Annotated in this window: 22 protein-coding genes; 14 read left to right on the top strand and 8 right to left on the bottom strand. The window is 73.9% G+C overall.

Features of this window, described 5'->3' with window-relative positions; all coding sequences use genetic code 11:
* The coding region (locus tag DKT69_RS17370) for a low temperature requirement protein A (RefSeq protein WP_146231118.1) at nt 1-1445 on the bottom strand (1445 nt) is incomplete at its 3' end.
* 391 nt (nt 1446-1836) lie between these two features.
* Here DKT69_RS17370 and DKT69_RS17365 point away from each other — a divergent pair.
* Together DKT69_RS17365 and DKT69_RS17360 are read left to right on the top strand one after the other, a co-directional pair.
* Complete coding sequence (locus DKT69_RS17365) at nt 1837-2856, top strand: zinc-binding dehydrogenase (RefSeq protein ID WP_109802579.1); 1020 nt, start codon at nt 1837-1839, stop codon at nt 2854-2856.
* Between the two features lie 78 nt (nt 2857-2934).
* Entirely contained in the window at nt 2935-3318 is a 384-nt protein-coding gene (locus DKT69_RS17360) for a (R)-mandelonitrile lyase (protein WP_109802578.1), read from the top strand.
* Nucleotides 3319-3320: 2 nt separating this feature from the next.
* Here the strand turns inward: DKT69_RS17360 and DKT69_RS17355 are convergent, their stop codons facing one another.
* Nucleotides 3321-3833: a GNAT family N-acetyltransferase gene (locus tag DKT69_RS17355; protein ID WP_201749713.1), complete on the bottom strand. Its 513-nt coding sequence runs from the start codon at nt 3831-3833 to the stop codon at nt 3321-3323.
* A gap of 70 nt (nt 3834-3903) precedes the next feature.
* Here DKT69_RS17355 and DKT69_RS17350 point away from each other — a divergent pair, with 70 nt between their 5' ends.
* Nucleotides 3904-5175, top strand: coding sequence for an MFS transporter (locus tag DKT69_RS17350; RefSeq protein ID WP_109802577.1), 1272 nt, complete (start codon nt 3904-3906; stop codon nt 5173-5175).
* A 49-nt stretch (nt 5176-5224) separates the two neighbouring features.
* Here DKT69_RS17350 and DKT69_RS17345 read toward each other — a convergent pair whose 3' ends face one another.
* Entirely contained in the window at nt 5225-5752 is a 528-nt protein-coding gene (locus DKT69_RS17345; RefSeq protein WP_109802576.1) for a hypothetical protein, read from the bottom strand.
* Between the two features lie 46 nt (nt 5753-5798).
* Nucleotides 5799-5951 carry a hypothetical protein gene (locus DKT69_RS38365; protein WP_161557868.1) on the bottom strand — a complete coding sequence of 51 codons (153 nt, stop codon included), beginning with the start codon at nt 5949-5951 and terminating at the stop codon, nt 5799-5801.
* Nucleotides 5952-6142: 191 nt separating this feature from the next.
* Between DKT69_RS38365 and DKT69_RS17340 the strand changes: the two genes are divergently transcribed.
* Complete coding sequence (locus DKT69_RS17340) at nt 6143-7633, top strand: NCS2 family permease (RefSeq protein WP_109802575.1); 1491 nt, start codon at nt 6143-6145, stop codon at nt 7631-7633.
* A 319-nt stretch (nt 7634-7952) separates the two neighbouring features.
* Nucleotides 7953-8750 (top strand): alpha/beta fold hydrolase, encoded by a 798-nt coding sequence (locus DKT69_RS17335; protein WP_109802574.1) that lies wholly within the window; start codon nt 7953-7955, stop codon nt 8748-8750.
* A 42-nt stretch (nt 8751-8792) separates the two neighbouring features.
* Here DKT69_RS17335 and DKT69_RS17330 read toward each other — a convergent pair whose 3' ends face one another.
* Nucleotides 8793-9728, bottom strand: a complete 936-nt coding sequence (locus tag DKT69_RS17330; RefSeq protein WP_109802582.1) for an aminoglycoside phosphotransferase family protein — start codon at nt 9726-9728, stop codon at nt 8793-8795.
* Nucleotides 9729-9809: 81 nt separating this feature from the next.
* Here DKT69_RS17330 and DKT69_RS17325 point away from each other — a divergent pair, with 81 nt between their 5' ends.
* Together DKT69_RS17325 and DKT69_RS17320 are read left to right on the top strand one after the other, a co-directional pair.
* Nucleotides 9810-10196, top strand: a complete 387-nt coding sequence (locus tag DKT69_RS17325; RefSeq protein ID WP_236647982.1) for a hypothetical protein — start codon at nt 9810-9812, stop codon at nt 10194-10196.
* 70 nt (nt 10197-10266) lie between these two features.
* A complete protein-coding gene (locus tag DKT69_RS17320; protein WP_109802573.1) occupies nt 10267-11418 on the top strand; it encodes a polysaccharide pyruvyl transferase family protein in 1152 nt (383 codons plus the stop codon).
* Nucleotides 11419-11443: 25 nt separating this feature from the next.
* On the opposite strand, the gene DKT69_RS17315 is transcribed toward DKT69_RS17320, so the two are convergent.
* A complete protein-coding gene (locus tag DKT69_RS17315; protein ID WP_109802572.1) occupies nt 11444-11650 on the bottom strand; it encodes a DUF8847 domain-containing protein in 207 nt (68 codons plus the stop codon).
* A 143-nt stretch (nt 11651-11793) separates the two neighbouring features.
* Nucleotides 11794-12666 carry a carbohydrate kinase family protein gene (locus DKT69_RS17310; RefSeq protein ID WP_109802571.1) on the bottom strand — a complete coding sequence of 291 codons (873 nt, stop codon included), beginning with the start codon at nt 12664-12666 and terminating at the stop codon, nt 11794-11796.
* A gap of 63 nt (nt 12667-12729) precedes the next feature.
* Between DKT69_RS17310 and DKT69_RS17305 the strand changes: the two genes are divergently transcribed.
* Both DKT69_RS17305 and DKT69_RS17300 read left to right on the top strand, forming a co-directional pair.
* The gene (locus tag DKT69_RS17305) at nt 12730-15954 is read left to right on the top strand and encodes a DEAD/DEAH box helicase (protein WP_109802570.1); all 3225 of its coding nucleotides are present in this window, start codon (nt 12730-12732) and stop codon (nt 15952-15954) included.
* Complete coding sequence (locus DKT69_RS17300; protein WP_109802569.1) at nt 15951-17102, top strand: SWIM zinc finger family protein; 1152 nt, start codon at nt 15951-15953, stop codon at nt 17100-17102. Before DKT69_RS17305 ends, DKT69_RS17300 begins: the two co-directional genes overlap by 4 nt.
* Here DKT69_RS17300 and DKT69_RS17295 read toward each other — a convergent pair.
* Nucleotides 16992-17249 (bottom strand): DUF3040 domain-containing protein, encoded by a 258-nt coding sequence (locus DKT69_RS17295; protein WP_089013185.1) that lies wholly within the window; start codon nt 17247-17249, stop codon nt 16992-16994. The two genes, DKT69_RS17300 and DKT69_RS17295, sit on opposite strands and share 111 nt — an antisense overlap.
* Nucleotides 17250-17724: 475 nt before the next feature.
* Between DKT69_RS17295 and DKT69_RS17290 the strand changes: the two genes are divergently transcribed.
* The 5 genes from DKT69_RS17290 (at nt 17725) to DKT69_RS17270 (ending at nt 23958) form a co-directional block, all read left to right on the top strand.
* Nucleotides 17725-19767, top strand: a complete 2043-nt coding sequence (locus DKT69_RS17290) for a DUF1800 domain-containing protein (RefSeq protein ID WP_109802568.1) — start codon at nt 17725-17727, stop codon at nt 19765-19767.
* Between the two features lie 8 nt (nt 19768-19775).
* Complete coding sequence (locus tag DKT69_RS17285; protein ID WP_109802567.1) at nt 19776-21155, top strand: DUF1501 domain-containing protein; 1380 nt, start codon at nt 19776-19778, stop codon at nt 21153-21155.
* Nucleotides 21152-22579 carry a ferredoxin reductase family protein gene (locus DKT69_RS17280; RefSeq protein ID WP_109802566.1) on the top strand — a complete coding sequence of 476 codons (1428 nt, stop codon included), beginning with the start codon at nt 21152-21154 and terminating at the stop codon, nt 22577-22579. The genes DKT69_RS17285 and DKT69_RS17280 overlap by 4 nt, the downstream gene beginning before the upstream one ends.
* A 15-nt stretch (nt 22580-22594) precedes the next feature.
* Nucleotides 22595-23173: an FMN-binding protein gene (locus tag DKT69_RS17275; RefSeq protein WP_109802565.1), complete on the top strand. Its 579-nt coding sequence runs from the start codon at nt 22595-22597 to the stop codon at nt 23171-23173.
* Between the two features lie 62 nt (nt 23174-23235).
* On the top strand, nt 23236-23958 hold the full coding sequence (locus tag DKT69_RS17270; RefSeq protein WP_109802581.1) for an FAD:protein FMN transferase: 723 nt from the start codon (nt 23236-23238) through the stop codon (nt 23956-23958).
* Nucleotides 23959-24014: the final 56 nt, after the last annotated feature.

The following is a 24014-nucleotide window of genomic DNA, read 5'->3' as shown; positions in this document are numbered from 1 at the left end:
GCTTCGGGGGGACGGCCGGCAGCGTGGCGGGCGTCGGCGAGGGCGACGGCGAGCAGGACGAGCGCGGCCACGACCGTAGCGGCCAGCGGTGGGGCGAAATGCAGGGGGACGGCGGCGACCGCCAGGGCGGCGATGGCGACGACCCGGCGGATGGAAAGCCGGTCGAACACGACGCGTTCCAGACGGATGCGGCCGTAGAGGAACAGTGCTGGACCGCCGAGGATCGCGACGAGCCACGCCGGCTCGGGCCGGCCGTTCGGGTGTTTCAGCACGATCTCGAAGCCGACGGCGGCGGCGACGATGCCCATCACCATGACGACGTGGGCAGTGCCGGTGGCGCGGCCGGCGGCTTCCCTGTCCCCCGCCGCGGCGACGGCTTCGGCGAGGACGTGGCCGGAGCGGTAGAAGTAGATGCGCCACAGCAGCACCGTCGACAGGAACGCCACCACGAGCCCCGCCGCGGTCGCCGCGGTGACCGGCTGGTAGGTCAGCGTGGCGCCGACGGCGAGCACGGTTTCCCCGAGGGCGATCATCAGGAACTGCTGGTAGCGCTCGGGCAGGTGGTGACCGCTGTCCATGGCCCACGCACTGACCGGCCGCCGGGCCATCCCCGGTACCGGCCAGCGCAGCTGCGCGGCGGCGATGTCAACGGTCACGGCGGCCCCCCACAGGGCGGCCCGGGCGCCGCCACTGACGGCCGCGCCGACGAACCAGATCACCGCCGAGGCCGCGCACCACAGCACCGACCGGCGGTAAAGCTGCCGCAGGGGGTGTCCGCGCAGCGCAGGCATCAGGATGAGCGGCCGGCCGCACAGCAGGATCACGTACGGCAGCACGAACGCCCACCCGCGGCCGACGAACGCGTACGGCAGCGACGTCGACATGACCAGCAGCCCGAAGGCACTGGCCAGTACGATCCACTGGATCTTGCGGCGGCGGGGGTCGAACCAGCTGGTGATGTGCGCGGTCGTGATCCACAACCAGATCAGCGGCAGCGCCAGCACCAGCAGGTAGGTCATCGCCCGCCACCGGACGACAAGGTCTTCGCTGACGATGTCCCGCGCGACCCGGCTGACCACCCCGGCCAGGGCGAACACCAACGCCAGGTCGATGAACAGTTCCAGGAAGTTGGCCTGCCGCACGTCCTCGCGACGTTGCAACAGGTCCTGACCCTGTCCACCGCCTTCCCGATGCCCCATACCGGTCATCCTCGCCCGCACAACCCCGGCTGACCGTGGGGTTGGACGTCGTATACCCGGAGGGGAAGGCACCCCACCGGTGACCGCCAACGGCAGCAGGGCTGGGTTATCGCCGAGCTGACGGCACCGGATGACAGCCGATGGCAGCAGACGATGCGCGGCAACGGCGTTCGGGAGGAAGAAGCCGATGGTCCAGCCGAATCCTCGACGAGTCAGCAGGAAGTCAGCGAACGGCGTGATGCGCAACCGACATCAACCGCCGCAGACGGCGCGACACGGAGGGCCGACCACGAGGAACGACACCGGCTGGCACTGGCCGACAACGTTCACAGACCGAACTACGTCGAATCCGTAGTGAAAGTCAGTGCCATTTATGTTTGGGCAATCGACGTGGAAAGTGCTGTTCGAGACTGCTCGAAAGGAACCACAGGAAGCGGGAGACCCACCTGGAACCGCGCTCACTGCTGGTCCTCTGGTAGCTGGGGGGGTTCTGGCAGTACCTGTAACGACAGGCTCTCCCTCACCGCCGTCGCCGCCGCTTTGATGGTTGTTGCCCGGGTACGACATACGCCGAGCGGGGATAGTGAACCCACGCCCCGGGCGCAACCGCGAGACGACATGTGAAAAGGAAATGCCCATGCGAGCAACGTTGATGTACGGCGCCGGTGACGTGCGGGTGGAGGAGATCGCCGACCCGGTGCTGCAGCAGCCGACCGACGCGATCGTACGGGTCGTGCGCACCTGTGTCTGCGGCAGCGACCTGCACCCCTACCACAACGTGCCAGCCGCTGAGGACGGGACGCAGATGGGCCATGAGTTCCTCGGCGTCGTCGAGGACCTCGGCCCGGAGGTGACCGGGCTGAAGAAGGGCGACCTGGCGGTGGCGTCCTTCGCCTTCCAGGACAACACCTGCGACTTCTGCCGCGAGGGTGTGCAGGCCTCCTGCCGCCACGGCGGGTTCTTCAACACCGCGCAGGCCGAGTTCGTCCGCGTCCCGCAGGCGGCCGGCACCCTGGTCAAGCTGCCGGTCGGGGAGGACTCCGCGCTGCTGCCGTCGCTGCTCACCCTCGCGGACGTCTACGGCACCGGCTACCACGCCGCCAAGCGCGCCGACGTCAACCCGCGCACCACCGTCACCGTGATCGGTGACGGGGCGGTCGGCCTGCTCGCGGTGCTCTCGGCCAGGCAGCTCGGCGCCGAGCGGATCATCCTGATGGGCCGGCACAAGGCGCGCACCGACCTCGGCCGCGAGTTCGGCGCCACCGACGTCGTCGCCGAGCGAGGCGAGGAGGGCATCGCCAGGGTGCGTGAGCTGACCGGCGGCGACGGCACCCACACGGTGCTTGAGGCGGTCGGCTACCAGGAGGCCTACGAGCAGGCGCTCGGCGTGGTCCGCGCCGGCGGCGTGATCAGCCGGGTGGGCGTCCCGCAGTACGACGAGGGACCGATCGGCTGGGGCATGTTCGGGCGCAACCTCACCCTCACCGGCGGGCCCGCCCCGGTCCGCGCCTACATCGACCAGCTGCTGCCCGACGTCCTCGACGGCCGGGTCGAACCCGGCAAGGTCTTCGACCGCACCGTCAGCCTCGACGAGGTGCCCGACGGATACCGCGCGATGGACCGCCGCGAGGCCCTCAAGGTCCTGGTCCGTCCCTGACCGGTCCCGCGCGTCGAAAAGTCCTACGCGCCGCACCTGCCGACCGGCTTCTGAACCACATCGACAAGGAGGCACCCCGTGGAAGTTCTGCCCAAGCAGCCGTCCGCCAAGGGACCGGCCGAGATGTTCACCGGCGACGTCTGGTTCGACGTCATCGCAAAGGGCGAGGAGCCCTCACGGATGCGGGTCAACACCGTCCGCTTCGCCCCGGGCGCCCGCACGGCCTGGCACCGCCACGCCGTCGGTCAGACGCTGCACGTCACCGAGGGCGTCGGCCTGATCCAGTCGCGTGGCGGCGAGGTCGTCGAGATCCGGCCCGGTGACACCATCCACACCCCGCCCGGCGAGTGGCACTGGCACGGCGCCGGCCCCGACGACTTCATGACCCACCTGGCGATGTGGGAGGCCCCGGCGCCCGGCTCCGGGCCGGAGACGGAGTGGGGAGACCACGTCGCGGGTTAGCCTCACCCGCCCGAGGACGGTGCGGTGCCCGGGTCGGAAAGTCGGCGCCGGTACCGCACACCGGGACGTCCGTCGAGGACGATGTCCCCGACCGGGGTGAACCCGGTGCGTCCCAGCACCGCCATGGACGCCGGGTTGTCCCGGGTGGTGACCGCGGTGAGCGCGGAGAGCCCGTACGCCGTGGCGGCCAGCCGGCACACCTCCTCGACCGCCGCCGTCGCCACGCCGCGACCGGTGGCGCGCTCACCGATCCGGTAGCCCAGCTCCGCCGTGCCGTCCTCGACGTCCACGAGGTTGACCCGGCCGATCAGGGCTCCCCGGTCGTCCAGGACGACGTGGAAGTGGATCGAGCCGGCGTCCTGCTCGGCCAGCAGGGCGCGGTGCCGGGCGGCGAACTCGGCGAAGTAGTCGTCCCCCCGATCCGGCACCGACCGGGCGAACCACTCCCGGTTCGCCCGCTCGAAGGCCAGGAGAACCGGCGCGTGGTCGGCCCGCAGCCGCTCCAACCTGATCACGCCGGACAGCCTACGTACCGACGACCACCGGGCCGGCGACGGAGCCGCCGGACGCACTACCGTCGCCGGGATGACGCGACTGTTCGGCCAGCCCGGGTACGCGCGCTTCTGGGCGGCCGACACGGTCTCCACGTTCGGGACGTACCTGACCACGGTGGCCCTGCCGATCATCGCCATCGTCGCCTTCGACGCGACCGACGCCGAGGTGGGACTCGTCAACGGCGCCCGCTGGACGCCGTACCTGCTGTTCGGGCTGCTGGCCGGGGTGGTGGCCGACCGGTACCGGCGCCGGCCGATCCTGGTGGCCGCCGACGTCGCCCGCGCGGTGCTGCTGACCCTGATCGCGACGCTCGCGCTGCTCGGGGCGTTGAGCGTGCCCGCGCTGATGGTCCTCGTCGCCGCGTTCGGCGCGCTGTCGCTGCTCTACGAGGCCGCCCACCAGTCCTACCTGCCCCGACTCGTGCCCACCGCGGCGCTCACCAGGGCGAACGCCCGGATGGAACAGAGCGCGTCGCTGGCGCAGACCACCGGCCCGTTGTTCGGCGGGTCGCTGGTGGCGGCGGTGAGCGCGCCCGTGGCCCTGCTGGTCGACGCGGTGTCGTACCTGGTCTCCGGCCTGCTGCTGGCGACGATCCGGGGGGATGAGCCGGCCCCGCACCCGGGTCGCCGCCACCTCGGCCACGAACTGCGCGAGGGGCTCGCCTGGGTGTACCGGCACCCGGTGCTGGCGCCGTACGCCCTCACCCTGCACGCGCGCTTCCTCTTCGCCAGCCTGGCGTCGACCGTCCTCACGCTCTTCGTCGTACGCGGCCTGGATCCCGGACTGCCCGCGGACCGGGCGGCGTTCGGCCTCGGCGTGGTGCTGGCCGTCGGCGGCGTCGGGGCGGTGGCCGGCAACTCGCTGTCCGACCTCGCGGGCCGGTGGGGCGCCGGCCGCGCCATCATGCTGGAGCGGGTGGTCGAGCCGCTGGGCTGGAGTCTGGTGGCCCTCGCCGCGGCGGGGACCGCAGGCTGGGTGATGGTGGGCGCTGCCCAGTTCGTCATCTGGTTCGCCCTGGGGATCAGCGGGCCCAACGAGATGGGCTACCGGCAGGCGGTCACGCCCGACCGGTTGCAGGGCCGGATGAACGGCACCATCCGCTCGCTCAACTGGGGCATGCTGACCGTCGGCGCGCCGGTCGGCGGGCTGCTCGCCCAGCACCTCGGCTACCGGCCGGCGATCTGGGTCGGCGTGGCCGGCATGGCGGTCGCGGCCGCCGTCGCCGCGTTCTCCCCGCTGCGTACGGCCCGGCACCCCGGGCCGGCGCCGGAGCCGGCGCCGAGCCCGGTGGCCGTGGACTGACCACCCGCGTGCCCCACGGTCGGGCCCGCTTCCCGGGCGGTCCGGCGGGTCAGGGCGTGGTGGGTTCGCACTCCGCCGTGTACGTGTCGAAGGCGACGGTGACGGTGCCGTCGGCGTTGACGGTGGTGTGGTTCGTGATCCGGATCGACGCGTCGTTGCCCGGCCCGGGCCCCACGATCCGGAACACCAGTTGCTGGGTGGAGGTGATCGGCAGCGACCCGGATCCCTGGTCGTAGACGAAGAGGTTGACCCGGGTGCTGACGTACCGGTCCCCGGTCGTCGCACCGATGCCGTGCACGTTCGACTGGGTCTCGACGATGTGCACGTGGAACCCGCCGGTCTCGTCGACGGTCACGTGGTACACCTCGGAGATCGTGCCGTCGAAGTCGACGACCTCGCCGAGGCCGCCGTTGGCGCAGGGCAGGACGACGGAGAGGTCCAGCGGGGCCCGGAGGATCCGGGTCGTCGTCTCCGCGGCGTACGCCGGCGCCGGCCCGGCCACGAGGACCAGCGACGGCGCGAGCAGCGCCACCGCCGAGGCGAGCCCGGCCCTACCGGTGGACCTGATCTTGTGCATGGCGATCGTCCTTCCGCGCGGACGCCCCGGTCACGACCGACCGGAATCACTCCGGAATCTGCTCGGGGTGGGTGAGGGTGTCAATGCCGTGCGCGTGTCGCGGCGGGCCGACGGGGGCCGGCGGGCCCACCCGCGGGCCGCTCCGGTCGACGGTGACCTTGCCCACCCCCGCCGCGAAGCACGCGTAGGGGCAGGTCATCCGGCGTCACCCGGCGGTTAAGGTGGTGGGGCGAAGTCGCTCCCCGACCGGGTGCGGCTTCGTAGTGCTTCACGGGATCCGTGGAGCCCAGCCGTTCCGACGTTCTCCGGGCCAACCGCTCCGGGACGGCTGCACCCCCACGCCTGACCGGCACGTCCGGCGGGCCAACCCGGAACGGAGTAAGCCACGCCATGAGCGTGACTACGCAGGATCCTGCTGTCCCGGCCGAGCCGACGGAACCCGCCGAGCGCGGCCGTCTCGACCGCTTCTTCGAGATCACCCGGCGGGGCTCGACAGTCAAGCGCGAGGTGCTCGCCGGGCTGACCACCTTCGCGACGATGGCCTACATCGTCGTGCTCAACCCCCTCATCATCGGCACCGCGCCGGACGCCGACGGCAAGCTGCTCGGCATCGCGCCGGTCGCCGGGGTCACCGCCCTCGTCGCGGCGGTGATGACCATCCTGATGGGCGTCGTCGGCCGGGTGCCGTTCGCGGTGGCGACCGGCCTGGGCCTCAACGCCTTCGTCGCGTACGCCGTCGCCTCGCAGATGACCTGGGCCGAGGCGATGGGCCTGGTCGTCATCGAGGGTCTGATCATCACGGTGCTGGTGCTGACCGGTTTCCGGAAGGCCGTGTTCCGGGCCATCCCCGGCGAGCTGAAGGCGGCCATCGCCGCCGGCATCGGCCTGTTCATCGCGCTGATCGGCTTCGTCGACGGCGGTCTCGTCCGCCGGATGCCGGACGCCGCCGGCACGACGGTGCCGGTGCAGCTCGGCGGCGACGGCACGCTGCGCGGCTGGACCACCGTGGTCTTCCTGGTCGGCCTGCTGGTCACCGGCATCCTGGTCGCCCGCAAGGTGAAGGCCGGCATCCTGATCGGCATCGTGGCGACCACGGTCGTCGCCGTGATCGTCAACGCGCTCACCAAGCCGGGCCCGGCGTTCGTCGACGGCAAGCCGAACCCGACCGGATGGCAGCTCAACGTGCCGACCCTGCCCGACCCGCTGATCAAGGCGCCCGACCTGCACCTGCTCGGCAACGTGTCGTTCACGGCGTTTGCGCACGTCGGCGTGATGACCGCCGTGCTGCTGGTCTTCACCCTCGTCCTCGCCGACTTCTTCGACGTGATGGGCACGACGGTGGGCCTGGCGAAGCAGGCCGGCCTGGCCACCGCCGACGGCACCGACATGCCGCGGCTGGGCAAGGTGCTCTTCGTCGACGGTGTCGCCGCGGTCGCCGGCGGCGCGGGCAGCGCCTCCTCGGCCACCACGTACGTGGAGTCGTCCTCGGGCATCGCGGACGGCGGCCGTACCGGTCTGACCAGCGTGGTCACCGGTCTGCTGTTCCTCGGCGCGCTGCTGCTCACCCCGCTGGTGTCGCTGGTGCCCAGCGAGGCCGCCGGTCCGGCGCTGGTCGTCGTCGGCGCGCTGATGATCCGTCAGGTCAAGGACATCGACTTCACGGACGTCGGGGTGGCGGTCCCGGCGTTCCTGACCATGACGCTGATGCCGTTCACCTACTCGATCACCAACGGCATCGGCGCCGGCTTCGTCAGCTGGGTGGCGATCCGGGTGGCGCAGGGCAAGGCCCGGCAGATCCATCCGCTGATGTGGGCGGTCGCGGTCGCGTTCGTGTTCTACTTCGGCATCAACCTGGTCAAGGCCGTCACCGGCGTCAGCTGACCGGCACCGACGCGCCCCCGCCGCCTCCGGCCCGAGGCAGCGGGGGCGCGCCGTGTCCGGCCCCCGGCGGTATGGTCCCAGGACGCGGCACACCGTTACGGCATCGTCCCCTCGCGCCGCCGCCGCGGCTACACCACCGAGGGCCCTGGTGGCCTTCGCCCTCGCCGCCCCGGACCTCGTCGCGGAGCTCGTCGTCGGAGAGGATGACATTCTGACCCTCCAGCGCCGATGAGTTCGCCGCGTCGTCGGCGTTACATCGGGTGCGCCCCGTCGACGGCGGTGGTCGCGCGACGGGTCGACGAACGACGGAGGAGTCAGGGTGAGTTACGCGGACGTCAACGGGGTGCGTCTCTGGTACGAGGTCCACGGCACGGGCCGCCCGCTGGTGCTGCTGCACGGCGGATACGGCGCGGTGGAGATGTTCGCCCCGATCCTCCCCGCCCTCGCCGAGCGCCGGCAGGTCATCTTGGTCGACCTCCAAGGCCACGGGCGGACCGCCGACGTGGACCGGCCGCTGCGCTTCGAGTCGATGGCCGCCGACATCGCGGCGCTGATCCGGCACCTCGACCTGCCCGAGACGGACCTGCTCGGCTACTCCCTCGGCGGCGGGGTGGCGCTGCGGACCGCGATCCAGCACCCCGGGCTCGTCCGCCGGCTGGCCCTGGTCTCGGTGCCCTGCAGGCGGCAGGGTTGGTATCCGGAGGTGCTGGCCGCGATGGCGGCGCAGGACGAGCGGGTCGCCGAGCAGATGCGCGGCACCCCGCCGCACGAGCTGTACTCCCGTGTCGCCCCGCGTCCGGAGGACTGGCCGAACCTCTGGGTCAAGACCGGTGACCTGCTCCGCCAGGAGTACGACTGGTCGGCCGAGGTGGCGGCGCTCGCTATGCCGGTGCTGCTGGTCTTCGCCGACGCCGACTCGATCCCGGTCACCCACATGGCGGAGTTCTTCGGGCTGCTCGGCGGTGGTCACCGGGACGCCGGCTGGGACGGCTCGGACCGGCCCGCCGCCCGGCTGGCCGTGCTGCCCGGCCTGACCCACTACGACATCGTCACCGCACCGGCGCTGCCCGCCGCCGTGCTGCCCTTCCTCACCCACGAGGTCCGGGCGACGAGCTGACCTCCTGCCCGCGCCCGATGCCGCCACCCCCCGCCGGGGATCTCAGCCGAGGCGCGCCGCGAGCCAGGGCAGCAGCGCGTCGCCCTGCGCCCGCTGGAACGCCCGGACCGTCGGGATGCCGGGCGGCGGCGGCTGCCGGGCGCTGTCGAGGAAAAAGCCGGCGAGGCCGGCCAGCACCCCGGTCAGCGCGGCCGGATCCACCCCGGCGGTCAGCGGCAGGTCGCGCAGCAGCGCCTCGGTGTCGTGGCCGCCGTACAGCCGGACGTTGACCAGCAGGAGCAGGGTGTCCAACCAGGACGGCCCCCGGCAGGCCCACGGCCAGTCCACCACGCTGACCGCGCCGTCCGGCCCGACCAGCAGGTTGTCGGCGCGGACGTCCAGATGGCACAGCGTGTCGCCGGCCAGCGCGGCGAGCCCCCGGTCCGCCGCCGCGCACAGCTCGGACAGGTGCGCGTGGGCCCACGGCGGCAGGTCGGCCGGCGGGTCCGCCGCGATCCGCCGCCAGCCGGCGAAGTCGTACCCGAGCTGCTCGGCCGCGGTGGGCACCGCCGTAACCGGCGTCGGGGTCAGCGCGGCGGCCATGGTCGCCAGCGTGGTGAGCACGGTCGCCAGTTCGGTGGCGAGCCAGGGCGTCGCCGGGTGCCGGCCCTCGACGTCGGTGAAGACCAGGGCCACCCACTCGCCGTCGTCGTGGCCGCCGAGCAGCCGGGGCGTCGGCGCGTACGGCGGGAGCGCGGCGGCGATCCGCGCCTCCGCGCGGTGCAGGTGCGGGCTGCGGTCGTTCTGCGCGGGGCTGACCGCCTTGACGAAGGCCCGCCGGCCGCCGGCGGTGCGGACCCGGTCGGCGGTGCCGGGGGAGTACCCGCCCGGTTGGGACACCGCCTCGACGACCCGGTCGCCGAGGATCTCCTCGACCGTGGCCCGGACGTCGGCCGGCAGGTCGGCCCAGCCGATCCGGGTCTTCGTCGCGCTCGTCATCCCTCCACGGTCGGTCCGACCGGGCCGCCGGGGCAAGCCCATTACCGGCTCGGCGCCCTCGGCGAGCGGATCTTCGACCGGATGGCCCCCGACCCGGCGGTCCTGGCCCGGCTCGGCAGCCGGGAGCCGTCCCTGGAGCTGGTGACCGACTACCTCCGATACATCGTGGAGCGGACCACCCAGGAGCTCGAGCTCACCCGGGCGCTGTTCGAGCTGCGGCTGGCGGCGTCCCGTCGGCCCGAGCTGCGCCGGGCGCTCGGGGACGTGCTCCGCCGGGGGTACGCCGACGACGTCGCGTGCCAGGTCGCGGCCGGACTGCCCGGCGGCGCCTTCGAGGTCGCCCTGCTCCACTACGCCGTGGACGGGCTGCTGCTGGACCTGCTCACCACCTCGGTCGACGCCGGCTTCGACCCCGACCAGGTGGTTTCCGCCCTGGTGTCCCGCCTGGTCGGCGCGGCGGCGGGCTGACAACTCGCCCAGGTATGTCCACCGGCGCAACGGGAAACCGGCCCGAGACGCACCTGGGGAGGAGCGACGGATGACGGATGCCGCCGGACTGACGATCGGCTTGCTCGGCTCGTACGGTGGCCGCAACCTCGGCGACGAGGCGATCCTCAGCGGACTCCTGGCCGACCTGCGGCAGCAGGAGCCGAACGCCCGGATCATCGTCTTCTCCCGCAACCCGGCGCACACCGCCCTGGCCCACCCGGACGTGGAGGCGGTGGCCTGGGAGGGCGTCAGCCGCGCCGACTCGTCGGTGACCCTGTCCGAGCTGGACCTGCTCATCCTGGGCGGCGGCGGCATCCTCTACGACCGGGAGGCCCGGCGCTACCTGCGGGTGGTCCGGGTCGCCCAGGAGCGCGGCCTGCCCCTGCTCACGTACGCGGTGGGGGTGGGGCCGCTCAGCGACGGGGTCGACACCACCATGGTCCGGGAGACCCTGGCCGGGGCGACCGAGGTGACCGTGCGGGACCAGGAGTCCCGGATGGTGCTCGAGGAGGCCGGCCTGGTGAACCCGATCACCGTCACCGCCGACCCGGCGTTCCTGCTCGAACCGGAGGACTTCCCGGAGAGCTGGCTCCGCGACGAGGGGGTCCCGGCAGGCAAACGGCTCGTCGGGTTGAGCGTCCGCGAGCCGGGCCGGGCCGCGGAACGCCTCGACGTGGACGGCTACCACCGGCTGCTTGCCCAGATCAGCGACTTCCTGGTGCACCGGATCGACGCGTACGTGCTGTTCGTGCCGATGGAACGCGACGACATCCGGCACTCGCACGGCGTGATGTCGCACATGGTGGCCGCCGAGCGGGGCCGAGTCCTGCACGGCGACTACTCGCCCCGGCAGGTGCTCGGGCTGATGCGGCACTTCGACCTCGCGGTCGGCATGCGGCTGCACTTCCTGATCTTCGCGGCCATGGTGGGTACGCCGTTCCTGCCGCTGCCGTACGCCGGAAAGGTCTTCGACCTGGCCCAGCGGCTCGGGGTGCCGGCGCTGCGCGGCGTCGAACGGGAGGTGGAGGGCCCGCTGCTGGCCGAGGTGGACCGGCTGTGGGACGAGCGGGAGATCCGGGCGGAGGAGACGGCGCGGCGGGTGGCCGAGGTGTGCGAGCAGGCCCGCGGCACCTCCCAGGTCACCCGTGGGGTGTTGGAGAGCATCCGCTCCCGGCGCCTGACCCGGGTCAAGGCGGCCTGAACCGGCCCGGTGCCCCACCGGCCGGTCAGACCGCCGGCCCCCGCCAGGTGTAGACCCACGGCCGGCCCGCCCGGTCGTCCGACTCCAGCTCGTAGATCTGCGCCTCGGCCAGCCCTTCCGGGCCGAGGTGGTGGTGGGTCAGCGGCGGGCGGCCGTTGTCGTCCAGCTCGACGGTGATGGTCTCGCCGTCGGCCGTGCCGCCCACCAGGGGGATCTGCACCGTGGATGCCATGGGCCCATCCTGCCCCGGACCCCGGTGACCCGCAGCGGATAGCGGGGCAGCGGGCCGGCCGCCGCCGGGACTACCGTCCGGGGATGACAGCCCTCCGCGAGCTGACCGACGGCGAGACCGGGGCGCTCTGAGCGGCTGCCGGCCTACTGGCAGGGCAGCAGGCCGGGCGGGTACTCCATCCCGTCGTGGGTGCAGGCGGCGGCGGCGACCCGGGCGGCATACCCGGCCGCGTCGGGCAGGGTGGCGCCGCGCAGCCGGGCGGCGATCAGACCGGCGGCGAAGGCGTCGCCCGCGCCGTTGCTGTCGACCACCGGGCCGGGCGGAACCGTCGCGGGCACCGGTACCGGCGGACCGTCCGCCGGGTGCAGGGTCGCGCCTGCCTCCCCGCCGGTCACCAGCACGGTCCGGGGCGCCAGCTCGACCGCGAGCTTCCCGGCGCGGCCACCGAGGCGGACGCCGCTGACGAAGACCAGGTCCGCCGCGTCGGCGAAGGGGCGGTGGTACGGGTTGTCCCCGTCCCAGTCGTGCAGGTCGGTGGAGAGCCGTACGCCGTCGGCGAGCCCGGCGCGCAGGACCGGTAGCGCGTCGCGTGCCCAATCCATGATCGACACATGCACGTGGGCCGCGTCCCGGACCAGCGCGGTGAGCGCGTCCGGCGGGAACGGCGGCGGCCCCTGCCAGGGCCGCGGATCGTAGAGGGACATCCGCCGGCCGCCCGCGTCGACCAGGTTGACCGAGCGGCGGGTGCCGGCCGGGGCGTCGGCGAGCACGGCGTGCACCGAGGTGCGGGCCAGCGCCGCCCGGACCACGTCCCCGGCCGGGTCGGCACCCAGCACGTCCACCAGGGCCACCCGCAGGCCAAGCGCGTGCGCGGCGAGCGCCACCCCGGCGCCGGTGTTGCCGATCCGCAGCTCGATGGGGGGCACGGTCAGCGAGTCGGCGGCCGGCAGCGGGAGCGCGGGCACCCGGACCCGCACATCGACCCCCAGGCCGCCGATCACGAGCAGATCGAACATGGCGCCGACAGTAGCCGCCCGGGGCCGCCTATCCTTGCCCCGGGCGTCGACGAGGGGGAGTGCGTGCTGGTCATCCACGGGGTGTGGCTGTCCGGCGTCGGGCTCGCCGTCTGGGCCGAGGACACCACGCTGCCGGCGCGGGCGCCGCGCCGGCCCGGCCGGGCACCGCGCGAGCGGCCGCACCCGTTCGCCGCCGGCCACGCCACGCTGGCCGGGGTGCTCGGCGACCTCCCGGCCCGGGCCACCACCGTCCTGCTCACCCTGCCCACCCGGGCCGGCTCGCCGCTCGACTCGCCGGAGCTGGTCCGGACCGCCGTCGGGGAACCGGTCCGCGGGGCCGTCACCCTCGCCGGCTGGCGGGTCCCCACCCTGACGTATGCCCCGGACGCCGCGTTCGCCCTGCTGCGGGAACTCGACCTCGGCGCCGCCGTGCCGGGGGCGGACCTGCGCCACCTGGCCGAGCTGGCCGACTTCGCCGCCGACCTGGTCACCCGCGGCCGGGTGCTGCCCGACGTCGCGGCCCCGGCCACCGCGGACCCGCCGGCCCGGCCCGGTCCGGGAAACGACGCCGACGTGGTGACCGCCCGGGCCGTCTGGCGACCCCTGCTGACCGGCACGGATGCCGGCTGGGCCCGGTCGCTGGCCCTCGCGCTGCCCCCGGCCGCCCGCGCCGCCGCCGCGCCGCCCATCCCGGCTCAGCCGGGCGCACCGGTCGATCCGGGTCCACGTGCCGCGTCGTCCGCTCCGGCCGAGCCTTCTGTGCCGGCCGAGCCCGGTGGGCCGGTCGGGCCCGGTGGGCCGGCGGAGCCCGGGGCGCTCGTCGCCGACGCGCTGGACGCGCTGGCCGACGCCGCGGCCCGGGCCGCCCTCGCGGGAACCGTGCTCACCCGGGGCCTCCGGCCGGGCGGGCCGGTGCCGGCCTGGCTGGCGGCGCTCACCGGCGAGCGCCGCGAGTTCACCGTCGACCCGGCCGGGCTGGACACCCTCCGCGCCGAGCTGGACGCCTGGCAGCGCGACGCCGCCGGCGGCCCGGTCCGGGCCAGCTTCCGCCTGGTCGAGCCGGACCCCGACGAGGTCACCGAGCCGCTGCTGGTGGTGCCGGCCGACCCCGCTGCCGTGGTGGCCGAGGAAGGCCGGTGGCGGGTGCAGTTCGGTCTGCAACCGGCCGACGAGCCGGGGCTGCTGGTCGAGGCGGGCCACGTGTGGCGCTCGCCGGGCAACCTGCCGGCGCTCGGCGCCGTGGACGACCCGCAGGAGACCCTGCTCGCCGAGCTGGGTCGGGCCAGCCGGCTCTGGCCGGAGCTGGACGACGCGCTGCGGACCGCCACGCCGGAGGGGATGGAGCTGGACGCGGAGGGGGCGCACCGCTTCCTGCGGGAGGGTGCCCCGGTGCTGCACGCGGCCGGCTTCGGGGTGCTGCTGCCGTCCTGGTGGCGGCGGCCGTCGACGCGGCTGGGCGCCCGCCTGCGGGCCCGGAGCCGGACCGCCCCGGGCACGGTCGCCGCCGCCTCCGCCGGGCTGGGGCTGGACGCGCTGGTCGACTACCGGTGGGAGGTCGCCCTCGGCGACCAGCCGCTGACGGCCGAGGAGCTGGCCGCCCTGGCCGAGCTGAAGTCCCCACTGGTCCGGCTGCGTGGGCGCTGGGTGGAGCTGGACCCGAAGCGACTTGCCGCCGGCCTCAAGCTGCTCCGCTCGGCCGGCGAGCTGACCGTCGCCGACCTGCTCCGGCTGGGCCTCGCCGAGACCGACCGGCCGGACGAGCTGCCGGTGCTGGAGGTCAGCGCCGACGGCGCGCTCGGCGAGCTGCTCGCCGGGGCCGCGGAACGGCGGCTCACCCCGGCCGACCCCCCGCCCGGCTTCCACGGCACGCTGCGGCCGTACCAGCGGCGGGGACTGGCCTGGCTGGCCTTCCTCCAGTCGCTCGGGCTGGGCGGGATCCTCGCCGACGACATGGGGCTGGGCAAGACGGTGCAGCTGCTCGCCCTGCTGGCCGGGGACCCGCCGGAGGCCGGACCGACCCTGCTGGTCTGTCCGATGTCGCTGGTCGGCAACTGGCAGCGGGAGGCGGCCCGGTTCACGCCCGGGTTGCGCGTACACGTGCATCACGGGGCCGAGCGGGCGCGCGGGGCGGAGTTCCGGACGGCCGTGCACGACGCGGACCTGGTGCTCACCACCTACTCCGTGGCCGCGCGGGACGCGTTCGCGCTGGCCGGCATCGACTGGCACCGGGTGGTGGTGGACGAGGCGCAGGCGATCAAGAACGCCTCGACCCGGCAGGCCGAGGCCGTCCGGTCGCTGCCCGCGCGGCACCGGGTCGCGGTCACCGGTACGCCGGTGGAGAACCGGCTGGCCGACCTCTGGTCGATCATGCAGTTCGCGAACCCCGGGCTGCTCGGCCCGGCCGCCACCTTCCGGAAGAAGTTCGCCGAGCCGATCGAGCGGCACGGCGACGACGAGGTGGCCGGGCGGCTGCGCCGGATCACCGGCCCGTTCGTGCTGCGCCGGCTCAAGACCGACTCGTCGATCATCTCCGACCTGCCGGAGAAGCTGGAGATGGAGGTGCTCTGCAACCTCACCGCCGAGCAGGCCGCGCTCTACCGCGCGGTGGTCGACGACATGATGGCGAAGATCGAGTCCAGCGACGGGATGGAGCGCCGGGGGCTGGTGCTGGCCACCATGACCCGGCTCAAGCAGGTCTGCAACCACCCGGCGCAGCTGCTGCGCGACGGCTCGCCGCTGCCCGGCCGCTCCGGCAAGCTGGAGCGGCTGGAGGAGATCGTCGACGAGGTCCTCGCGGCGGGGGAGAAGGCCCTGCTCTTCACCCAGTACGCCGAGTTCGGCGGCATGCTGCGCGGGCACCTGTCGGCCCGGGCCGGCCGGGAGGTGCTCTTCCTGCACGGCGGCGTCGGCAAGGCCGACCGGGACGCGATGGTCACCCGGTTCCAGTCGTCCGACGGACCGCCGCTGTTCGTCCTGTCGCTCAAGGCCGGCGGCATCGGGCTCACCCTCACCGCGGCGAACCACGTGGTGCACGTCGACCGCTGGTGGAACCCGGCCGTCGAGGACCAGGCCACCGACCGGGCGTTCCGGATCGGCCAGCGCCGCCGCGTACAGGTCCGCAAGTTCGTCTCCGCGGGCACCGTGGAGGAGAAGGTGGCCGCCATGATCGCCGACAAGCGGAGCCTGGCGGGACGGGTGGTGGGCAGCGGCGAGCAGTGGGTCACCGAGCTCTCCACCGGGGCGCTGCGCGAGCTTTTCGCCCTCGAGTCCGGGGCGGTGGTGGAGTGACCACTCCGGAGGGGAACGCGGGCGGGCGGTTCGCCGAGTTCGGGCCGCCGCGCCGGGTGGAGGGTGGGCTGCGGGCGCGCAGCACCCGGGGCGCGATCGGACAGTCCTGGTGGTCCCGGCGGTTCCTGGAGGTGCTGGAGTCGTTCGCCCTCGGCACCCGGCTCACCCGAGGGCGAGCGTACGCGCGCCGCGGTCAGGTGCTCCGGCTGGACATCGCCCCGGGGCTGGTCACCGCCGCCGTGCAGGGCTCCCGGCCCGACCCGTACCCGGTGCGGATCGAGCTGGCGGCCCACCCGGCCGAGGTGTGGGCCCGCATCGAGGCGGAACTGGCCGGGCAGGCGTTCTTCAGCGCCCGGCTGCTCGCCGGCGACCTCCCGGCCGAGCTGGAGGAGCTGTTCGCCGCGGCGGGCGCGCCACTCTTCCCGTCCATCGTGGACGAGCTGACCCAACGCTGCGGCTGCCCCGACTTCGCGGTGCCGTGCAAGCACCTCGCGGCCACCTTCTATCTGCTCGCCGAGGCGTTCGACGCCGACCCGTTCCAACTGCTGCACTGGCGGGGCCGCAGCCGCGAAGAGCTGCTCGACCGGCTGCGTACGCTGCGCGCCGCCGCCGGCGCGACCGCCACCTCGGAGCCGGTGACCGGTGGGGCCGACGTGGCCATGGCGCGGTCCGGTCCGGCTCGCGGCGACGGGCCGGCGACGGGCGGGTCCACCCCGACGGCCGGCTCCGCGCCGACCCGGCGGCCGACGGCGGCCGGAGCGGCCCGGGTGCTCGGCGCCCTGCCCACGGCGTCGCCGGCCGATCCGGTCGACCGGTTCTGGGTGGCGCCGGTGCCGGTGCCCGACCGGCCACCGACCCTCGTGACCGCCCCCGACCTGCTGCTGCGCCAGCTCGGCCCGCCCGGGCCGGCCATCGGCGGCCCGGGGCTGGTCGAACGGCTACGCCGGGCCTACCGGGATCTCGGCCGGCCCCGGTCGGACCGGGCCACCACCGCCGCCCCGGCAGCGGCGACGCCCGAGCGGTCGCGGTCGGCGCGGTCAAAGCCAACGCCGTCGGAACCGCCACATGAGGCCGGCGTTCGCCAACAGCACCACGGCGCAGATCGCGCCGGCCAGCCGCCCGGCCAGCACAGTCATCGCCGGCAGTGAGGCCCACAGCACGATCGTCAACAGCATGAGGTACCGGCCCCGGCGGGCGCGCGCCCGGTGGTCGAGCCGGGCGAAGAACTGCGGATCGCTCTCCCGCAGCTGGCGGGTGATCTGCTCGAACCTGCGCTGATCCTCTTTGCTGAGCATGGCGGTGCCTTCCCCTCACGGCTTCAGCGGTTCGGCGGCATACCCGCAACGGAGGCGGGTCACGCGCCGCTCCAGCTGCTACTTTCGGCCGCAGCGGCAAGGCCTCGACGGTGGCTCGGCGCGGGTGGGCAGCTTCCGGTCGGACCGCCTCAGCGCGGGCTTATCCGCGCCTTAAGTTTGTCTGTGCGGTTGAACGACGCGGACAGCGTCACCGCGGGCCAAAACGTTACGTCCCGCCGTTCCGGGGCGATGTCGGCCCTGCTGGGAAGCGCCCCGCCCGGACGGTGCCGGACAGACCGCCCGCGCGGGGTCATGAGCACCGTCTTAAGTGCCCTCCCGAGTGCCCTCCGGCCGCCTTGAGCGCCCGGGGACGCGTGGCTACTTTCCCGTAGCAACTCCTCCGGCAGCAGTCGCCGCCCCTGATGTCCTCCCCGGTTACAGGCGTGCCGGCGCTCGAAGAAAACGGGATTGGTACATGGCCGACCAGAATGTGCCACCACGTCGACTCCGGGACGACCGCGGGTGGGACGGGCGACAGCACCCCTTGGACGGGTACCGCGACCTGGACCACGCGGGCAGGTACGGCCCGGCCGCCGGCTACGGCGGTCCCGCCGGGTACCCGGGGGCCGTCACGACCCTGCCCGCCCACGGCTCGCAGTGGGTCGGCCCGGACGGCTTCGGCCGTCAGGGTCACGCCCCGGCGCCCGGCGGGGGACTGCCCAACCTGGACGATGACGACGAGCCGGGTCGCCGCACCGGCCGGCGGCGCGCCCTCGCCGCGCTCGGCGGTGCGGCGGTGGTCGCCGGCGGGGCCGCCCTCGCCATGAACCCCCAGGTGCGCGGGCTCTTCCGCGACGACCCGGTGGCCGGCGACGCCACCGGCACCGTGGTCACCGACGGCACCGCCGCCCGGCCCAGCGGGCAGCAGCCGAGCACGGTGCGCACCTACACCGAGCAGAACGAGAGCTACATGGGTTCCCGGGCCGGGGCGGCGCTCAAGCGCAACTCCCCGACCGGCGGCCGGCTCTTCGACGGCCCGGCGGCCGCCGCCGCGGCGACCCCGGTGACCGTGAAGACGGTGCTCGCCAAGGACCCGGTCCGGCACCTGGCCAGCCGGGCCACCTTCGGCGCCACCGGGAAGGTGCTGGCCGACATCAAACGGCTCGGCATCGACGGCTGGCTGCGCCGGCAGCTCGACCCGGAGAAGATCGCCCCGACGAAGGCCGAGCTGAAGCTCGCCGAGCTGCCCACCCTGAAGCTGACCCCGCAGCAGCTGCGCGACCAGCGGAACCAGCTCAACGAGCGGGGCGCCCAGCCCGAGCGGGAGATGATCGACGCCACCATCGCCCGGCAGATCTGGTCCGACCGGCAGCTCTACGAGGTGATGGTCGACTTCTGGAACGACTTCCTGCACGTCGCCGCCGAGTTCGACGGCGGGGAGGTCTACCGCAACTCGTTCGACCGGGACGTCGTCCGGGCGCACGCCCTGGGCAGCTACCCGGAGATGCTGATCGCCGCGAACCGGCACCCGGCGCTGCTGCTCTACCTGAACCAGGTCGACTCCCGCAAGGACGCGGTCAACGAGAACCTGGCCCGGGAGAACCTGGAGCTGTACTCGGTCGGGGTCGACGGCGGGTACACCGAGAAGGACGTCCGGCAGGCCGCGATGCTGCAGACCGGCCGGGGCGTCGCCGACGGGAAGTACGTCTTCCACCCGGAGCGGCACTACGTCGGCAAGGTGAAGATCCTCGGCTTCAGCCACCCGAACAGCTCCAACGACCCGAAGGTCGCCGACCGGGTGATCGACCAGTACATCACCTACCTCGCGCTGCACCCGTCGACCGCCCAGTACGTGGCCCGCAGCCTGGCCACCCGGTTCGTCTCGGACACCCCGCCGAAGTCCCTGGTGGACCGCCTGGCCAAGACGTACGCGGCCAACAAGGGCCTGATCAAGCCGGTGCTGATGACGCTGTTCAGCTCGTCGGAGTTCTGGGCCGCGGTGGGTCAGAAGGTGCGCCGGCCGATGGAGTACCTGGTCGCCACCTACCGCACCCTCGGCGTCCGGCCGGAGGCGTCGCCGGGCTTCCAGGGCGACAACCGGCGCACCCCGTACGCGCAGGGCCTGCGGCAGATCCAGGACAAGATGCGCGAGCTGGGCCAGTACCCGATGGGCAAGCCCACCCCGGACGGCTACGCGGACGTCTACGTCGCCTGGACCTCGGCGGGCACCATGGTCGACGGCTGGAACGAGGCCGGCGAGCTGCTCGGCGGCCGGCGCAAGCAGTTCACGTACCCGGCGCCGGAGAAGCTGGTGGCCCGCCCGCCGGCCACCGCTGGGGCGTACGTGGACGAGCTGGCCGGGCGGCTGGTGCACCAGAAGCTGAGCGCCAAGGAGAAGGCGCTGGTCCTCGGCGTCGCCGGGGTCCCGGCTACGGCGAAGGTCGACGCCACGTTCAACGGGGCCGTCGCCGCCGTCGCGCGGGCGATCCTCGCTTCCCCCCAGCACCACCTCCGGTGAGGCATTCGATGGAGAAGACTGTGTATTCGTACCCCCTGCACCCCGAATGCCCGGACCTGCGGCGGTTGGCCGACAACCCGGCCGAGGCGCTGCTGCGCGCGGAGGCCGACATCGTCGCGGCGGAGAACGCCGCCGAGGTGGACCGCTACCGCCGGCTGGAGGAGTTGGAGGAGGCCCAGCAGGACGGGCGCGGCGTCACCCGGCGTACCTTCGTCGCCGGCGCCGCCGCCACCGCCACCGCGCTGGCCACCGCCCAGTTCGTCACCACCTCGGCGTCCTTCGCGGCGACCAGGACCGGCACCCTGATCCACGTCTTCCTCTACGGCGGGCTGGACGGGCTGAGCCTGGCCGCCCCGGCCGACGACCCGATCCTCGGCAAGGCCCGGCCGGACCTGCTGCTCGGCAACGACTCGCTGGCCCTGGGCCGCGGGTTCAAGCTCACCAGCGCTTTCGCGCCGCTGGAGAAGTGGCTCAAGGCCGGCCAGCTCGGCTTCATCCCGGCGGTCTCCGACCCCCGGCTGTCCCGCAGCCACTTCCAGGCCGCCGACGCCTGCAACCTGGGCGGCCTGCCCGGCGAGACCGGCGGCCGGGGCTGGCTGGACAGCCTGGTCGACGCGCTCGGCAAGGGCACCGCGTTCCGCAGCGTGGGCATCGGCAGCACGCTGCCCCGGTCGCTGGTCGGCGTCAACGGCGCGCTCTCCCTGAACAGCGTCGGTGAACTGCGGCTCAACGGCGACGAGAAGTACCGGGCGGCCACCGAGAAGGCGATCCGCGGGCTGTTCACCGGGATCAACCACCCCGTGGAGGAGGCGGTCATCGAGGGGATGGGCGCGCTGGCCACCGCCCAGAAGCTGGCCGCGAAGCCGTACCAGGCCGCCGCGGGGGTGAAGTACCAGGGCGTCGGGTACGCGTTCCAGCAGCTCGCCCAGCTGATCAAGGGCGGGGCGAACGTCCGGGTCGCCACCGTCGGCATGGGCGGCTACGACACCCACGAGAACCAGGGCACCCAGGACGGCGGGAACCTGTGGCGGCGGCTCAACGAGCTGGCGAACGCCATGGCCGCGTTCTTCACCGACCTCGGCGACCGGGCCGCCGACGTGACGATCATGGTGTCCAGCGAGTTCGGCCGCCGGGTGGCCTCCAACGGCGGCGGCACCGACCACGGGCACGGTGGGGTGGTGACCATCCTGTCCGGGCGTCGGCTCGCCGGGTCGCTGCTCGGCACGTGGAACGGGTTGAACGATCTCGACTCGGGCGACGTACCTGAGTACAACAACATGTTCAACGTCTACGGGTCCGTGGCGCAGGGCCGGTTCGGACTGACCACGGCGGAAGTGGACAAGGTCTTCCCCCGGCAGAAATACGTACCCATGAAGTTGTACGCGTGACATATCAGGACACCTACGCCGCCGGCCGCCGTACCGGGACCTCGCTCCCGTACGGCGGCCGTTCGGCTGCCCCCGTACCCCCGCCACCGCCGCCGGCGCTGCCCCGCCGCGGCCCCGGCGGCCGGCGGGCCCTGGCGGCCGTGTTCTGGCTCGGCCTGGTGGCCGCGGTGCTGCCCTGGTGGCTGGACACCCTGGCCGGCTCGCTCGCCGGCACCACCGCCCTCCTCACCGCCGCCGGGCGGATCACCGGCCTGGTCGCCGGTTACCTGCTACTCGTCCAGGTGGCGATGATGAGCCGGCTCGGCGTGCTGGAACGCTGGGTCGGCGGGGAGCGGTTGTCCCGCCTGCACCGGGACCTCGGCGCCACCCTGCTCGTCGCGGTGCTCGCCCACCTGTCGCTGATCGTGGTCGCCTACGCCGGCTTGGAGGAGAAGTCGATCCTCGGCGAGGTGGGCTCGCTGCTGAGCGACTACGAGGACATGGTCGCCGCGTTCGTGGCCGCCGGCATCATGGTGCTGGTCGGCCTCACCGGCATCCGGGCGATCCGCACCGTCCTGCCGTACGAGCTCTGGTACCACCTGCACCTGACCAGCTACGCGGCCCTGCTGCTCGGCTTCGGCCACCAGTTCAGCAACGGCGCCCAGCTCTTCCACCCCGGCCCGGTCCGCACCGGCTGGATCGGCGCGTACCTGCTGGTCCTCGCCGCGCCGCTCTGGGGTCGGGTGGTCGCCCCGCTGCACTTCAACCTGCGGCACCGGCTGCGGGTGGCGGACGTGGTGGCGGAGAGCACCGACACCATCTCGATCTACCTGACCGGTCGCCGGCTCAACCAGATCGACATGCTCGGCGGGCAGTACTTCCGCTGGCGTTTCCTGAACGCCGGCGGCTGGTGGCAGTCCCACCCGTTCTCGCTCTCCGCCGCGGCCAACGGCCGCTGGCTCCGGCTGACCGTGAAGGTGGTCGGCGGGCACACCGCGGACCTGCGCGACCTGCGGACCGGCACCCTGGTCTGGGCGGAGGGCCCGTCGGGCACCTTCACCGCCGCCCACCGCACCCGGGAACGCGCCCTGCTCATCGCCGGCGGCAGCGGCATCGCCCCGCTCCGGGCGATGCTGGAGGAGTTGCCGCCGGGCGCCGCGCTGATCTACCGCGCCCGCACCCCGGCCGACGTGCTGCTCCACCCGGAGCTGGACTGGCTGGCCCAGGTCCGGCGGACCTCCGTCTGGTACGTCATCGGCTCGCGCGACGATCCCGGCCCCCGCCAGGTGATGAGCCCCGGCGGCCTGCGCCGGCTGGTGCCCGACGTGGCCCGCCGCGACGTCTACCTCTGCGGTCCCGCCGGGCTGGTCGACGAGGCGGTCCGGGTGCTGCGCCGGACCGGCGTCCCCCGCCGGCAGATCCACCTGGCCACCTTCGAGCTGTAGAAAGGCACCCCTGGCATGCGTCGCGCCGTCCTCGCGATCACCGGCCTGGCCGCCGGCACCACCGCGTTGGTGGTGCTCAAGGGTTCCCCGGGGGCCGGCCAGGCCGCCCAGGACATCCCCGCCGACCAGGCGTCCGTCGCGCCGGGCGGGTCCGGGCCCGCGCCCGGGGTCACCCCTACGCCCGGCCCCGCCGGCTCCGCGTCCGCGCCGTCCCGGTCGACCCGCCCGAGCAGCACCCCGGGCACGAAGAAGAGCACCGCCACCGCCAGGCCGACGACGGCTGCGCCGCGGACCACCACCACCGCGCCGAAACCGAGCACCCGCACCGTGACCGGGCCGACGGTCGACTACGAATACGGCTCCCTCCAGGTGCGGATCACCCTGAACGGCAGCCGGATCGTCGACGCCACCGCCCTCGGCCTGCCGCTCGGCGGGCAGTCGGGGCTGCGCAGCGACGACGTGCAGGCCCGCTACAGCGGCACCTCCGGCGAGGTGGTGGCGAAGCAGAGCGCCAACCTGGACACCGTCTCGGGGGCGACCGCCACCAGCGGCGCGTACCAGCGGTCCCTCCAGGCCGCGATCGACCAGGCCTGAGCCCGGTGGTCGAGGTGGCGGCGTCACGCGCCCGTCCGGGCCTGCGCCGGGTCGAGCAGATCATGGGTACGGCGATCAGCCTGGACCTGGCCGACGACCTGCCCGCCGCGACCCTGCACGAGCTGGCCGAGGAGACGTTCCGCTGGCTCCGCGAGGTCGACGCCCGGTTCAGCACCTATCGCAAGGACAGCGAGGTGTGCCGGTTCGACCGGGGTGACCTGCCGCTCGCCGAGGCGTCGGCGGACCTGCGGGCGGTGCTGGAGCGCTGCGCCGACCTCTGGGGCGCCACCGACGGCTTCTTCGACGCGTACGTCACCGGGCGGCTCGACCCCTCCGGCTACGTCAAGGGCTGGTCGGCGCAGGTCGCCTCGGACCGGCTGCTCGCCGCCGGGGCGCCCAACCACTGCCTCAACGCCGGCGGCGACGTGCGGGTACGCGGCCACTCCGCCACCGGCCGGCCGTGGCGGATCGGCATCCGGCACCCGTGGGAGCCGTCGGCCACCTGTCTGGTGCTCAGCGGCACCGACCTGGCGGTGGCCACCTCCGGGGTGTACGAGCGCGGCCAGCACGTGCTGGACCCTCGCCGGGGCGCCCCGGCGCCGGGCCTGCGTTCGGTCACCGTGGTCGGCGCGGACCTCGGCGTCGCCGACGCGTACGCCACCGCCGCGGTGGCGATGGGCCGGTCCGGCATCGGCTGGCTGGACCGCCTCCCCGACCACCGGCACGCGGTGGTCACCGACGACGCCCGCCTCCTCCACTCCAGCCGGCTTCCCCTGGCGGAGTGAGCCGGCGCCGCCCCAGCGGTGCGGGTCAGCGGAGGGGCCGGTGGGTGGTGGCCGGG

The organism is Micromonospora sicca, assembly GCF_003172935.1.
In the GTDB taxonomy this organism is placed as follows: Bacteria; Actinomycetota; Actinomycetes; order Mycobacteriales; family Micromonosporaceae; genus Micromonospora; species Micromonospora sicca.
This window is presented reverse-complemented; position numbering and strand designations above follow the sequence as displayed.